Here is a 14,297-nt window from a genome sequence, read left to right on the forward strand (position 1 = left end):
AGCGCCTACAACTGGCTGTTTTCCGGGAGCAGGGCACCGCCGTCCACTATCAGGGTCTGGCCGGTGATGTAGCCGGCCTGTGGTGAGGCCAGGAACAGCATGGCGTAGGCAATGTCCTCAGGCGTTCCCAGGCGCCCGAGGGGAATGCCCCTGGACAGGGTCGCGGCGTCGCCGAGGTTGTCCATGGCTTGGGTGGCGATAAGCCCCGGCTCGACGCCGTTGACGGTGATTCCATACTCCGCCAGTTCCAGTGCCGCAGCGCGAATGAAGCCATTGACCCCTGCCTTGGACGCCGCGTAGTGGGCCAGTCCGGGAATTGCCGTGCGTGGGCCGGTCACCGATGAGGTGACGACGATCCGCGGTGCTCGGGCCCGGCGTAGCGCCGGCAAGGCTGCCTGGGTCAGCCAGAAGCAGCTTTTCAGATTCACCGCCAAGGTGCTGTCGAGGGTCTGCTCCTCAAGCTCGGCCAGCTTCTGCATCGGAAAGATCCCGGCGTTGTGCAGCAGCAGGTCCAGGCCGCCAAAGGCGTCCAGGGTCGCCGCTACCGCCTGTTCGGCGGCTGCCCGGGTGCCGAGGTCCAGGGTCAGCAGCTCCGCTGTTCCGCCGGCCTGACGAATCAGGCGTTGGGTTTCGGCGCCTGACGCAGCGCTGCGGGTGGCCAGCATGACCTTGGCGCCCCCGGCGGCGAACACCTGAGCGATCGCCCGGCCAATACCCTGGCCCGAGCCGGTAACCAGGGCGATGCGCTCGCGGTCATCCTGGCTCATGGCTGGGCTCCTGGCAGGACCTGGGCCAGGCACTGGTCCAGCAGCCGATTGTGCAGGTCGACCTGCGCCTCGCGGGTGGCCGGACACACCAGGGCCATGTTGTGGAATGGGGTCAACAGCACCCCGCGATTGAGCAGGTACAGGTGCAGGTACGCCTCGATCAGAGCATGGCGGGCGTGGTGGGCTTCGCCACCGTTACGCGGGGCCTGCTGCATGAACAGGTATTCGACCCGGGCACCGATGCGGGTCACATGCCAGGGCAAGCCGTGCTTGCCGATGATGCTGTCGACGCCCGCTCGCAGGCGCTCCGCGAGCAGGAACATGCGTGCGTAGTTTTCATCGTTCATCACTTCGCTGAAGGTGGCGCGCATGGCGGCCATTTGCAGGGCGTTGCCGGCCAGGGTTCCACCGAAGCCGAAGTGGTTGATCGCCTGGCCCGGCTGGAAATGCGGCAGTACCCGCCAGATCCGTTCGGCCATGGCCTGGCTGCAGCCCCAGACGGCCGTGGGAATGCCCCCGGCGATGGATTTTCCCAGGACGAAGAAGTCCGGCTGCAAGCCCTGTTCGCCGCAATAGCCCCCCGGTCCACAGGACAGGGTATGGGTTTCGTCAATGATCAGCGGTACGTCATAGCGCTGGGTCAACTGCCGCAAGCCGTCATGGAAGCCCGGGGCCGGAGGCACCATGCCGACGTTGGTCATGAAGGGTTCGGTCAGCACCGCGGCCACGTCGCCATGGGCCAGCGCCGCCTCCAGGGCCGGCAGGTCGTTGAACTCCACCAGTCGGGTGGTGGAGGCGTGCTGCAAGCCGTTGGCGTGCACGCCGTCTCGGGGAATCATCTGCCCCTGGGCGTCGAATTCCACCTGGGATTCGTCGACGCTGCCGTGGTAGTTGCAGTTGAACACCAGGACCTTCTGCCGTCCGGTGATCATCCGGCACAGGCGCAGGACAAAGCGGTTGGCATCGGTGGCTGAAGTGGTGACCTGCCAATAGGGCAGACCAAAGCGCCGGCTCAGTTCCTTGCCGACCCACAGGCTGTCGGCGGTGGGCAGCATCAGCGTCGAGCCATGCAGCGCCTGTTCGGCAATGGCTGCGGCTACCGCCGGCTGGGCATGGCCGAACATGGCGCCGGTGTCGCCCAGGGCAAAGTCCACGTACTCGCGGCCGTCGCAATCGGTGAGGGTCGCACCACGGGCATCCGCCACCATGATCGGGTAGGCGCCGGGCCATTGCTGCATCCAGTGCAACGGCGCGCCGTACAGCCAGTGCTTGAGGTTTTCCTGATAGAAGGCGCCGGAGCGCGGGTGTTGCTCGACAAACAGCTGCAGTTCGGACTGATAGCAGCTGGCGACGCGTTGCAGATCAAGGCCCAGAGTCATGGAAGTATCCTGTGAAAAGCGCTGCCGGCTGGCGCTCGGACAAGCCTGCAGCGGTGTGGAATCAGGGGTGCAGGGTTCGGTTGAGGACCTGGGCCAGGGCGCCCACCGGGAAGTTGGCGGCATGGCTGAAGTCTGCACCCTGGTAGCCGAATATCTTGCCGTCGCTACGCCCGGCCTTGAGGTCGATCAGCACCAGGCCCAGGGTCGGGACGATCTTCTCGCGCCAGACAAACAGGTACAGCTGCTCGGCGATCTTGTAGTAGTGACAGCGGTCGGTGTCCGCCAGGCCTTGCTCGACACCCCTGAGGCACTGCCAGCTATAGAAGTTGGCATTCAGGTAGATGTGCTCGTAGGCCTCGCTGGCGCTGTAGACATACTGGTTGCGCAGGCCGATCAGTTCGGCGGTGGGCGCATGTCGCGCAGTCTCGGCCGTGGGCAAGGCATCGATTGCACCGTGGAGGAACTGCGCCTTGACCGAGGTCAGCTCGCCGCCGGCCAGCGCCCGGCTGAACAGGTCGACGCCGCATTCGGCCTGGCTCGGCATCTGGCCGATCACGGCGGTGAAGCACTGGCGCTCAAGATCGAGAATCAGGCTCACCGAATGGGGCTGGCCTTGCTCCTGCTTGAGGAAGTCCACCAGGTAGATACCGGGGCGTATCGAGGTGGCGCGATAGGGCAGGTCGTCACTGGCGCTCTGGCCGGGGCTGTTCCAGCGTAGCGTGTCGAGCGCGAAGTGGTGTTCGATCTGCCAGCCGTTGTCGAAGTGCAGGGTCAAGGTGCGACCGGACAGATCATCCACCCCCGCTAGGATGTGATTGTCGTCTGCAAAACCGTCCGCCAGGGCGCCGACGGTGATCCACTCAGGTTGCTGATTCATGGCAAGGCTCTTGTCCAGGAAAGGAGAACCCCATGTTCTGCCTGGGCGCCGCTGCTGCCCATCAACCAGATGGTTGAGCCGGTGCTCCGTTACAAGAACAGCGTGCTCACCAGCTCCGTGCGATTGCCGACCCCGACCTTGCGAAACAGGTTGATCAGGTGGGTCTTGACCGTGGGCAGCCCCAGGTCCAGGCGCCTGGCGATGCTCTTGTTGTCGGCACCATCGCGCAGCAGCCAGGCGATCTCCCGTTCCCTGGGAGTGAGGTTGGCCAGACGTTCGTCGACCTGGGAATAGGGCGCCAGGGCAGCGATTTCCAGCAGGCCCTGCAAGGCATGCAGGGTGCCCAGTTCGTCGACGCTGAAATGCCCCAGGGCGTTGTCCCGCAGCAGCGACAGGCCGGCGATGGGGCGTTCACCGTCACAGGCGAGAATCTCCACCACATCCAGTACCCCGTGGCGTTGCAGGAATCCCTGGTAGACCTCGGTTGCATGACGGCCCTGCTGGGCCATGCCCATGTGCAGCGACAGCACCGGGTGCCCGGCGGCGGCACAGTTGCGTGGCTGCAACGGGTCGTAGTGGCGGTAGCGTTGCAAATAGGCCTGGTGCATCTGCTCGGGCATGCGGTACAGCGAGAAGTCCCGGGCCTGCAGGTTCGGATCGATGCGGTAGAAAGCGCAGAGGGTGGCGGGTACCACTCGGGTAAAGGCGGCGATGCAGCGTTGCCCCAGCTCATGGGCCCCGGGCAAGGAAGTGGGCGCAATCATCGGATAGCTCCTGGCTGCCGGCTGGGCAGTGGCTCGGGTGGTTGGGGGCTGCGACGGGTGGCGCTGTCCGTGTCAGGGCGGAAAACCACGAGCGGGGCGCCTGGCAAGCAGGGATGCAGCACAGGCTGCGGTCGCTGTTTGATTGACCGCAGCCGGTTGCAACGATCAGCGCTGGGCCTTGCTCAACCCCTCGGCGAGGGCATCGACTATGGCATCCACCTGTGGCTGCTGGATCACCAAGGGCGGCGAGAGAATGATCTTGGTGCCCACCGGTCGCACCATGACGCCATTGTCCCGGGCAATCTGTGCCACCTGATTGGCATAGCCGCTCATGGGGTCGATGGGTTCGCGGGTGCTCTTGTCCGCCACCAGATCCAGGGCCAGCATCAAGCCCTGGCCCCGCACTTCACCGACGGTGTCGAAGCGCTCGACGAAGGGCCGCAGCTTGCCCAGCATGTAGTCGCCCATCTTCGCCGCGTTGGCCGGCAGGTCTTCCTTGACCACGATGTCCAGGCAGGCCAGGGCAGCAGCGCAGGCCACCGGGTGCCCGGAGTAGGTGTAGCCGTGCATGATGGCGCCGGTGAAGTTGGCGTTTTTCTCGAAGGCGGCCTCGATCCGCCGGTTGACCACTGTCGCGCCCAAGGGGATGTAGCCCGAGGTGATGCCCTTGGCCAGGCACATGATGTCGGGTTTGACGCCCCACAGACGGCTGCCGAACATCGAACCGCTGCGGCCGAAACCGGTGACCACCTCGTCGGCGATCAGCAGGACGCCGTACTTGTCGCAGACTTCGCGGATCAGCGGCCAGTAGTTGGCCGGTGGCACGATCACGCCGCCGGCGCCCTGGATCGGCTCGGCAATGAAGGCGGCCACGGTGTCCGGGCTCTGGAACTGGATCTCCCGTTCCAGCAGGTCGGCGCAGATCTTGCCCAGCTCTTGCGGGTCCTGGCTGTAGGGGTTGCGGTACAGCCAGGGCGTATCGATGTGGTAGCAGCCGGGCAGCAGGGGCTCGTAGTTGCGTCGGAACACCGTGTTGCCGTTGACCGAGGCGCCACCGAAGTGGGTGCCGTGGTAGCCCTGGCGCAGGGAAATGAACTTGGTGCGGTCGGCCTGGCCTTCGAGCTTCCAGTACTGGCGGGCCAGCTTCAGGGCGCTTTCGATGGCATCCGAACCGCCGGAACTGAAGGACACCCGGCACATGTCCTCGGGCTCCAGCAGGTTCATCAGCACCCGGGACAGTTCTTCGGCACGAGGGTGGCTGACCCCGTCGAACAGCTGGAAATACTCCAGCTCATCGAGCTGAGCGGTGATGGCCGCTTTCACTTCCTTGCGGTTGTGGCCGACGTTGACGTTCCACAGCCCGGCGACGCCATCCACCAGCTGGTGGCCCTTGTCGTCATAGACATAGCAACCATCGCCACGGACGATGCGGATCGGTTCGCGTTGCTTCATTTCGTTGGGGTGCAGCATGGGGTGCCAGAAACGGCTTGCTTGGCTCACGTTGAGTCTCCTGAAAACGCACGGACAGCGTGGAGCTATTAGTGCGTCATTTGCGGGCTCCTGGCTTGCCTCTGTGTGCCAGGACATTTGACCCAGGCTGCCAGTGGCGACTTGGCGGGTATCGCTGCCGGCCATTGGCAGGGGCTGGCTTGCCAGCCCAGGCGCCGCTGGCGTTGGCAGCCAGGGCCAAGTTTTGCGGCAGCCAGGATCAAGACGGCATCCGACTTTGGGCTCAAAGTCCACCTCGAACAAGGTCCACCTGCGAGGAATCAAGATGAGCGTTGCCATCGACCCACGTGTCGCTGCATTCATAGACTGTCAGCACGGCCTGCTGATTGACGGTCTCAGCCAGCCCGCGCTTTCCGGAGCACGGATGCCGGTGTACAACCCCGCCAGTGGCGAGCAGTTGACCCAGGTTGCCGCCGCCGCCCAGGCCGATGTGGATCTGGCGGTGGGGGCCGCGCGCCGGGCCTTCGAAGGCAGCTGGAAGGCGTTGCGTCCCGCCGATCGCGAGCGCCTGCTGTTGAAGCTGGCGGATCTGCTGGAAGCCAATGGCGAGGAGCTGGCGCAGTTGGAGACTCTCAACAACGGCCAGTCGATCCATCTGGCCCGGGCCCTGGAGGTGGGGGCGGCGGCGGAGTTCACCCGCTACATGGCCGGCTGGGCCACCAAGATCGAAGGCAAGAGCCTGGATGTGTCCATCGCCGCGGTCCCGGGGGCACAGTACCGGGCTTATACGGTGCCGGAACCGGTGGGCGTGGTGGGAGCCATTGTGCCGTGGAATTTTCCGTTGCTGATGGCCATCTGGAAAATCGTCCCGGCCCTGGCTTGCGGCTGCACCGTGGTACTCAAGCCCGCCGACGAGACTCCGCTCACCGCGCTGCGCCTTGGCCAGCTTTGCCTGGAAGCGGGGATCGCCCCCGGCGTGGTCAACGTGGTGACCGGCAGTGGCGCCCAGGCCGGTGCCGCGCTGGCTGCCCATCCGGGGATCGACAAGCTGGCGTTCACCGGTTCGACCCAGGTTGGCAAGCTGATCGGCCACGCGGCGGTGGACAACATGACGCGCTTTTCCCTGGAGCTGGGTGGCAAGTCGCCGGTGATCGTCCTCGACGACTGCGACCCGCAGACTGCTGCCGCCGGGGCGGCCGGGGCCATCTTCTTCAATCAGGGACAGGTCTGCACGGCGGGCTCGCGGCTGTATGTCCAACGCGGGATCTACACCGAAGTGCTGGAGCGGCTGGTGGCCATTGCCGAGTCCTTGCGCATTGGCCCGGGGCTGGACGAGCAGGCACAGATCAATCCGCTGATTTCTGCCAAACAGCAAAAGCGCGTGCTGCAGATGGTCCAGCGCGGGGTCGAGGAGGGCGCCAAGGTGCTCTGCGGCGGAGTTGCCCATGGTGAGCAGGGCTTTTATGTCCGTCCCACGGTGGTGGCCAACGTCAACGCCAACCTGCCGCTGGTGCGCGAGGAGATTTTCGGCCCGGTGGTGGTCGCGACGCCTTTCGATTCTCTGGAGGAAGTGGTGGCCCTGGCCAATGACAACCAGTACGGGCTGGGGGCGAGCATCTGGTCCAACGATCTGAGTCAGGTCATGCAACTGATTCCCCAGATCAAGGCCGGTACCGTTTGGGTCAACACCCACAACATGCTGGACCCCTCGATGCCCTTCGGCGGTTACAAGCAATCGGGCATGGGCCGCGAGATGGGCCACGCGGCCATCGAGGCCTATACCGAGAACAAATCGGTGTGCATCGCTTATTGAGCACGCCCCATGCAGACGCCTTTGCCGGCCAGCCGGTTGACTGTAGGAGCCGGTTGGCCGGCGAAGAGGCCCCCAGGACAGGCGTCATTCTCATGGACGTCTTCGCTGGTAAGCCAGCGCCTACAGGGCGTGAACATGATTTCAGCTGCGTCAGACAGCCAAGCTCTGCGCCCTTGCCGGGCGTGCCCTTGAAATGCCTAGAACAACAATCATCAACCCATGCTTTCGAGGTTTACCATCATGTCGCTCAACGACAGACTCAAGCACCACCTGGATCAGGGCGTGGTCGGCTTTCCCACCGCGCTGGCCAGTGCCGTGGGCCTGATCATGGCCAGCCCGGTGATCCTGACGGCTACCACCGGATTCGGTATCGGTGGTGGAGCGTTCGCCGCGGCGATGGTGATCGCCCTGCTGATGATGCTGGCGCAATCCACCACTTTCGCCGAAGCGGCCTGCCTGTTGCCCACCAATGGCTCGGTCTATGACTACCTGGCCTGTGGCCTGGGGCGTTTCTTCGCTATCACCGGGACCTTGTCCGCCTACCTGATCGTGCACGTGTTTGCCGGGACGGCGGAAACCATTCTCAGCGGCGTCATGGCCCTGGTGAATTTCGAATCCCTCAATACCCTGCTGGAACAGAGCGGCAGCGCCTGGTTGGTGGGTGTCGGGTTGGTAGTGTTCTTCGGCCTGCTCAACGCGGTGGGCATCACCGCCTTCAGCCGTGCCGAGGTGATCCTGACCTTCGGCATGTGGACCACCCTGATCATCTTTGGCGTGCTCGGGGTCATCAAGGCTCCGGCAGTGGAACTTGATGGCTGGTTCGGTGCTTCCAGGGTAGGGACCGATCTGACGACCATCCTGTCTCTGGTGGGCATGGCCATGTTCATGTTCGTCGGCTGCGAGTTTGTTACCCCCCTGACACCGGATGTACGCAAGGCCGCCAGGACCATTCCCCGGGCGATGGCCCTGGGTCTGGTAGGCGTCGCGGTGTGCATGTTCATCTACGGCGCAGCCATGAAGCGCCAGGTGGAAAACATTGCCTTGAGTGAGGACGGCAGCGTGCATTTGCTGGATACGCCCATGGCCATCCCGCATTTCGCCGAGCAGATCATGGGGCCGTTCGGCCGCATCTGGCTGGGGATCGGCCTGCTGTTTGCCGGTGCCGCGACTATCAACACGTTGATGGCCGGCCTGCCGCGAATTCTCTATGGCATGGCCCTGGACGGGGCATTACCCAAGGTTTTCACCTATCTGCACCCACGCTTCAAGACACCGCTGCTGTGCATCGCCGTGGCGGTCCTGATTCCCTGCCTGCATGCCTGGTGGCTGGGTGGCAGCACCGACAGCATCATGCACCTGGTGCTGGCGGCGGTTTGTGCCTGGAGCACCGCCTACCTGCTGGTCACCTTGTCGGTGGTGATGTTGCGCATTCGCCGGCCGGATTTGCCGCGGGCTTATAAATCGCCATGGTTTCCGTTGCCGCAGATTCTGTCCTCGGTGGGAATTGTCCTGGGCATGTGGTTCATCACCCCCCCGGGGATGAATCCACGGGATATCTATGTGCCCTTCGGCAGCATGTTGGGCCTGACCGCTATCTACGCGCTGGTCTGGACCTTGCTGGTACAGAAGGTCAATCCGTTTCGTCCGGTGCCGGTGGAGGAGGTGCTGGAACAGGCACTGAGCCTGTCGCCGGATGAAACCCCAAGCCCTCGGGAGAATCTGTCTGATGAATCTTTCAAGCTGGCGACAAAACCTCTTTGAATTCTGGCACCGGGCACCTTCGGGCTATCGCCCGGGGGTCACCCTGGGTCAGGTGCGGCGGGATCTGGCGGGCCTGGATTTCACCCCTCGGTCTGCTGGGCTGGGGGTTTTCCATTGCCCGCAAAGCGCTCTGGAGTTCCAAGTGCGGGAGCGTCCCCAGGCGCAGTTCCTGATGCATATCGTGGTCTGTGAGTGGCGTCTGCAGGTGCCCTGCGAGCGTCCCGGGCAAGCGCGGATTGGCCTGCGCCACACCGGGGCGATTCGTCGACAGGGCGTCGCCGCGCGATTGCTTGCGGGGGAGGCAGAGCAATGGGCGCCCTTGCTGCAGAAGCTGTGCAGTGATCAGTCGTTGCTGGAGCGGCTGCTGCCGCTGGACTTCAAGCACCTTGAGCTGTGGCGGGATGAGCAGGGCTGGCAAGTGCGCCTTGAGCACTTTGGCGCCAGCGAGGTGGTCAATCGTTTACCGGGGTTCAGGCGCTACATCCGCTTGAGTCCCCAACAGCGGGCGGCGCTGTTGGGCAGCTTCACTGAGTTGTACAAGCTTCTACGAGAATTCTGACCGACATAACCGTAAGTACTGGCATACACCCTGCTTAAGCCATAACAGACTATCCATGCTGTCAGGCTCCTTGCCTGGCAAATAGATAACATGTTAATGATATCGCCATAACAACAAAGGCGGTCTGAACCGGCTTATGGAGGTGCACAGTGCTTGCTTCGCATAGTTTCAGTTCCTGGGTAGGTGCCCTGCAGGGTGTCTGCGGTCGATTCGACGCCCGCCCGGCGCGCAATCCCGCCTTGTTTATCGGTGAAGTGGGTTTGCAGGATTATGCCGGGCTGGAGGTGGCGCAGATCCGCACCAATGCCGGGCTGATCTCCCGCCAGAGCACCAAGGTCGACCATGAGGACGATCGCCATTGTTTCCTGATCATCCAGCGCAGTGGCCACGCTCGCCTGAGCCAGGATGGTGAGAGCATTGAGCTGGCTCCCGGCGACATGGCGTTGCTGGATTCGGCCGGTGCCTGTGAAATCGTGCCCCACGGCCTGATCGAGCACGCCTCGTTCCACCTCAGCCGGGAAGAGGTTTACCGGCATCTGCCGACCCCGCAGCGCAAGTTCGGCAAGTTGTCGCAAAACTGTGCCAGTGGTCGCCTGATGCGTTTGCTGGTGGAGCAGATCTGCGCCGGCGATCTGCAGGGGTGTGCGGCGCAGCAGGAGGGTCAGGCCCTGCAAGAGGCCCTGATCGCCTTGCTTGGGCCGACCCTGCGTCAGACGGCCAGCACCCTGGATGGCTTTGACGACAACCTGCATGGTCAATGTCTGCGTGATCAGGCTCGGCAACTGATCAATCAATCCCTCAATGAGCCGGGCCTGACCCCGGTATCCCTGGCCGGGCAGTTGAATATTTCGGTGCGCCAGCTGTACCGACTGTTTGAGGAGCAGGGCGACAGCGTGTGTCGCTTCATCCAGCGCTCCCGGCTCAAGCGCAGCGCGGCGGACCTGAGCAACCCGCAGCTGCGCAACGAATCCATCACCGATATCGCCTTCAAGTGGGGCTTTACCGATTCGGCGCATTTCAGCCGGACGTTCAAGAAGCACTTCGAACAGTCGCCCCGTGACTTCCGCGCCCGCTCCCTGAACGCGTAGGCGCCGGAGTTTCGCATCGCCCTCAAAACGGCAACGCTGGCTGCGTAGGAGCCGGCTTGCCGGCAAAGGGGCCCTTTGGTTTTGCGCTGCTCTTGAGGACGCCTTCGCAGGCTGTGTAGGAGCCGGCTTGCCGGCGAAGAGGCCCTTGAGTTTTGCGTTGTCCTTGAGGACGCCTTCGCTGGCAAGTCAGCTCCTACGGCAAGCGGGCAAGCGGGCAAGCGGGCAAGCAGGCAAGCAGGCAAGCAGGTAGGCAAGAACGCGAAAAGACCGTGAACAGCAGCCTGAACAGGGGCGTCAGGGATTTTCCAGATCATGCCCCAGGGATTGGATGAACAACGAAAACAACTCGGGCTGGCTGGAGATGTCCAGCTTGGCGTAAAGGTGGCGGCGGTGCACCTTGATGGTGTCCGGCGAGATTTTCAAACGCTCGGCCATGGCTTTGGAAGAAAAACCCCGGAGGATCAGTCGGGCGATCTCCAGCTCCCGATCCGACAGCACCGCGCTGCCGAAATGGCTCAGGGCATCGCGAATCTGGCTGGCCATTTCCTCTGCAATCGGGGCCTGGGGACGTATCTGGCTGTGTTGCCAATGCTGTTGCATCAGTGGCAGCACCCAGGCCGCGAAGGTCGTGAGCTGGCCGATTTCCTCGCGATTGAAGACCCGTTGGTTGCCCAGTGACAGGGACAGGGTGCCGGTATCGGGCAGCTGCAGGATGAATTGCACTTCATCTTCCAGGACGTTGTCGTGGAAGTAGCTGAGAAAGTACTCGCTCTGGCGGAAGTGGTCCGGGGCCACCTCTTCCAGGCGGTACAGGCCGCTGGGGTAGCCCTCGCGACAGGCCTGGAAGAACGGGTCCAGCAGGTACAGGCCATTGAGGTAGGTGAGCATCGACGCCGGTTTGCTGCTGGGCTCCGCGTCATATTCCTCAAGGGCCCGGGGCGGGCCATCCACCGGGTAGAAGATCGCCAGGGCATTGTCGAACGGCGTCGCCTGGTGCAACAGCAGGATCAGCTGTTTCCAGAATCGCGGGTTGCCGATCAGCGTAAGGGTGCGACCCAGGCCGGCGTGCATGCCGACCTCCCTGAACAGATTGCTCAAAGACCTTGCTCCATTGATGCGTCGAAAGTGCCGTAGAAGGGTTTCGTCGATTTGCCTGTTGCCGTCAAGGGGAGTACTCCAATAGGGGAATTGGTCGCCGTCATGTGACTGCCTAGAGTAGCTCCCAGCCAGTGCGTCCCAGAGCGCACCCGCCCGATGGATTTCGTTTCTGCCTCAGACCAACAATAAACACGAGGATAACGATATGAGCTCTCCCTCCGTGCCCGACGGCGCGCTGAAACCAACCTTGAGTGTGTTCGATGTGGTGGCTATCACTGTTTCCGGTGTGACCCCCGCCAGTTCCGTGTTCGTGATCGCGCCCTTTGCCATCCACCAGGCCGGCAGCGGGGTGTTCCTGGCGTTCGTCATGGCCGGGTTGCTGGCACTGATGTTTGCCTTCTGTTACGCCGAGCTGGGCCGGGCCCATAACAGTGCCGGCGGTGAGTACGTGTATGCCAAGCGCGTGTTTGGCGGCATGGCCGGCTATGCCACCTTCCTCACGGTGCTGGTGATGCTGCTGTTCATCCCTCCGGTGCTGGCCACTGGCGCCGCCACCTATTTGAACAACGCCCTGGGTACCGACTTCGACTCCCAGACCGTAGCCCTGGTGATAGTGGTCTGCAGCTACCTGCTGGGCATCCTCAACATCAAGCTCAATGCCTGGATCACCGGCACTTGCCTGTTGCTGGAGGTGGCGGCGTTGCTGGTGATTGTCTGGCTGGGCTTTGGCAACGCCACGCAACCGGTGAGCATTCTTTTGCAACCGCAGATCGTCGATCACGGTGCATTGCAGATGGCGCCCTGGGCCCTGGTGATCGGTGCGGTGGGCATCGGCCTGTTTTCCTACAACGGCTACGGGCCGGCGGTGCTGCTGGCCGAAGACATGAAGTGCAAGGGGCGCGGCGTGCACAAGGCGGTGCTCTGGTCCCTGGTGCTGGTGGTGATCATCGAACTGGTGCCGCTCACCGCGCTGCTGATCGGCGCGCCGTCCTTGAGCGCGATGCTGGCCAGCCCAGATCCCATCGGCTACCTACTCACCAGCCATGGCAATGAAACCCTCGCCAGGGTGGTCAGTGGCGGGATCTTCCTGTCGGTGTTCAACGCCATTGTCGCGATCGTCATCCAGATCGGCCGGGTGGTGTTCAGCAGCGGCCGCGACGCCCTGTGGACGCCCACCATCAACCGCCTGTTCACGCGGATTCATCCACGCTGGGACTCGCCATGGCTGGCTACGTTGTTCCTGGCGATTCCTTCGGCAGTACTCAGTTTCAGCTCGAATCTGGCGGACCTCACGTCCTTCAGTGTGTTGCTGATCATGCTGGTGTACCTGATTGTTGCCCTCAGCGCGCTGATGAGCCGGGTGCTGCTGCGCGACCGCGAGCATCCCTATCGCATGCCCCTGTGGCCAGTACCGGCGCTGCTGGCGGTGATGGGCGCGGGGTATCTGCTGATCAATCTGTTCCTCGAGGCGTCCCTGCGGGACATCATGGTGATTATCGGGCTGCTGGCACTGTCGGTGATTCTCTATGGCACCAATGGCCGGTACAGCCCGGCGTTTCAGAAATTGTAAGGAGTGGTTATGCGAGCACGTCAATTGGGCATCAGCCTGGGTCTGGGGACACCAGGTCCGTTCAATGCGATCACCGACGTACCCGGGGTACGGGTGGGGCACAGCACCCTGAAAGCCAGCGTGGGCGGCAAGCAGGTGCGCACCGGGGTCACTCTGGTCCAGCCCCGGGCCGGGCATGCGCGGCAACAGCCCTGTTTCGCCGGTTGCCATGTGCTCAACGGCAATGGCGATGCCACGGGGCTGGAGTGGATTCGCGAGGCGGGCACCCTGACCACGCCGCTGGCCATTACCAATACCCACAGCGTCGGCGTGGTGCGCGACACCCTGATCGCCCTGGAGCGCGAGGCCCTGGCGGACCCCGCCGTGTACTGGTGCATGCCGGTGGTGATGGAAACCTACGACGGCCTGCTTAACGACATCTGGGGGCAGCATGTGGGGCCGCAACAGGTGCGCGAGGCCATGGCCAGCGCCGAATCCGGGCCGGTGGCCGAAGGCGCGGTAGGCGGCGGCACCGGGATGATCTGTCATGAGTTCAAGGGCGGGATCGGTACCGCCTCCCGGCGGCTGGCGGCAGAGCAGGGCGGCTACACCGTCGGCGCTCTGGTCCAGGCCAACCACGGCAAGCGTGAAGAGCTGCGGGTGGACGGTTACCCGGTGGGGCGTCATCTGGGAGGGATTGCCTCACCTTTTGCCGAGCGCGGCACCCCGGGCATGGGCTCGATCGTGGTGATCCTGGCCACTGATGCGCCGCTGCTGCCTCATCAGTGCCAGCGCCTGGCCCAGCGTGCTTCCATCGGCATTGCCCGCACCGGTGGCGGCACCGAAGATTCCAGTGGCGATATCTTCCTGGCCTTTGCCACGGGAAACCGGGACTTGCCCGCTGCGGATTATGGACGCAAGGACCTGGCGTTCACTGCGCCTCTGGCGATGCTCAACAACGATCACATTTCGCCGCTGTTCAGCGCAGCCGCCGAGGCGGTGGAGGAGGCCATCATCAATGCCATGCTGGCAGCCGAGCCGATGAGCAGTGCCGACGGGGTGCAAGTACCGGCGCTGACCCCGCAAGTATTGAGGCAAGCATTGGAACTAACTGGTTGGAACATGAAATAACCGACTAAGAAGTGCGACGCAATCGACATAATTTTCTATATGGATATTTAATAATTAAATTG

The 14,297-nt window shown here is 63.3% G+C and carries 12 protein-coding genes; 6 read left to right on the forward strand and 6 right to left on the reverse strand.

Annotated elements, in window-relative coordinates:
- Positions 1–5 precede the first annotated feature (5 nt).
- From Q8O96_RS22315 to Q8O96_RS22335, 5 genes are all read right to left on the reverse strand, one after another.
- Positions 6–767: an SDR family oxidoreductase gene (locus Q8O96_RS22315; protein WP_305949415.1), complete on the reverse strand. Its 762-nt coding sequence runs from the start codon at positions 765–767 to the stop codon at positions 6–8.
- The gene (locus tag Q8O96_RS22320; protein WP_250330229.1) at positions 764–2,146 is read right to left on the reverse strand and encodes an aspartate aminotransferase family protein; all 1,383 of its coding nucleotides are present in this window, start codon (positions 2,144–2,146) and stop codon (positions 764–766) included. Before Q8O96_RS22320 ends, Q8O96_RS22315 begins: the two co-directional genes overlap by 4 nt.
- A 61-nt stretch (positions 2,147–2,207) precedes the next feature.
- The gene (locus Q8O96_RS22325; protein WP_250330230.1) at positions 2,208–3,023 is read right to left on the reverse strand and encodes a molybdenum cofactor biosynthesis F family protein; all 816 of its coding nucleotides are present in this window, start codon (positions 3,021–3,023) and stop codon (positions 2,208–2,210) included.
- An 89-nt stretch (positions 3,024–3,112) separates the two neighbouring features.
- Positions 3,113–3,787: a helix-turn-helix transcriptional regulator gene (locus Q8O96_RS22330; RefSeq protein ID WP_250330231.1), complete on the reverse strand. Its 675-nt coding sequence runs from the start codon at positions 3,785–3,787 to the stop codon at positions 3,113–3,115.
- A gap of 165 nt (positions 3,788–3,952) precedes the next feature.
- Entirely contained in the window at positions 3,953–5,287 is a 1,335-nt protein-coding gene (locus Q8O96_RS22335; RefSeq protein WP_102865144.1) for an aspartate aminotransferase family protein, read from the reverse strand.
- 274 nt (positions 5,288–5,561) lie between these two features.
- Between Q8O96_RS22335 and Q8O96_RS22340 the strand changes: the two genes are divergently transcribed.
- From Q8O96_RS22340 to feaR, 4 genes are all read left to right on the forward strand, one after another.
- Positions 5,562–7,049 (forward strand): aldehyde dehydrogenase, encoded by a 1,488-nt coding sequence (locus Q8O96_RS22340; protein ID WP_305949416.1) that lies wholly within the window; start codon positions 5,562–5,564, stop codon positions 7,047–7,049.
- Between the two features lie 240 nt (positions 7,050–7,289).
- The gene (locus tag Q8O96_RS22345) at positions 7,290–8,810 is read left to right on the forward strand and encodes an APC family permease (RefSeq protein WP_102865142.1); all 1,521 of its coding nucleotides are present in this window, start codon (positions 7,290–7,292) and stop codon (positions 8,808–8,810) included.
- Complete coding sequence (locus tag Q8O96_RS22350) at positions 8,776–9,369, forward strand: DUF3156 family protein (RefSeq protein WP_115579976.1); 594 nt, start codon at positions 8,776–8,778, stop codon at positions 9,367–9,369. The genes Q8O96_RS22345 and Q8O96_RS22350 overlap by 35 nt, the downstream gene beginning before the upstream one ends.
- Before the next feature lie 149 nt (positions 9,370–9,518).
- Complete coding sequence (feaR, locus tag Q8O96_RS22355) at positions 9,519–10,457, forward strand: transcriptional regulator FeaR (RefSeq protein WP_102865140.1); 939 nt, start codon at positions 9,519–9,521, stop codon at positions 10,455–10,457.
- Between the two features lie 294 nt (positions 10,458–10,751).
- Here feaR and Q8O96_RS22360 read toward each other — a convergent pair whose 3' ends face one another.
- Positions 10,752–11,555, reverse strand: a complete 804-nt coding sequence (locus Q8O96_RS22360; RefSeq protein WP_305949417.1) for a LuxR family transcriptional regulator — start codon at positions 11,553–11,555, stop codon at positions 10,752–10,754.
- A gap of 205 nt (positions 11,556–11,760) precedes the next feature.
- Here Q8O96_RS22360 and Q8O96_RS22365 point away from each other — a divergent pair, with 205 nt between their 5' ends.
- Complete coding sequence (locus Q8O96_RS22365; RefSeq protein WP_102879450.1) at positions 11,761–13,125, forward strand: APC family permease; 1,365 nt, start codon at positions 11,761–11,763, stop codon at positions 13,123–13,125.
- Positions 13,126–13,134: 9 nt separating this feature from the next.
- Entirely contained in the window at positions 13,135–14,235 is a 1,101-nt protein-coding gene (locus Q8O96_RS22370) for a P1 family peptidase (protein WP_207167853.1), read from the forward strand.
- Positions 14,236–14,297 lie beyond the last annotated feature (62 nt).

The sequence above is a fragment of the Pseudomonas sp. LPH60 genome (assembly GCF_030718165.1).
Lineage (GTDB): Bacteria > Pseudomonadota > Gammaproteobacteria > Pseudomonadales > Pseudomonadaceae > Aquipseudomonas > Aquipseudomonas danubii.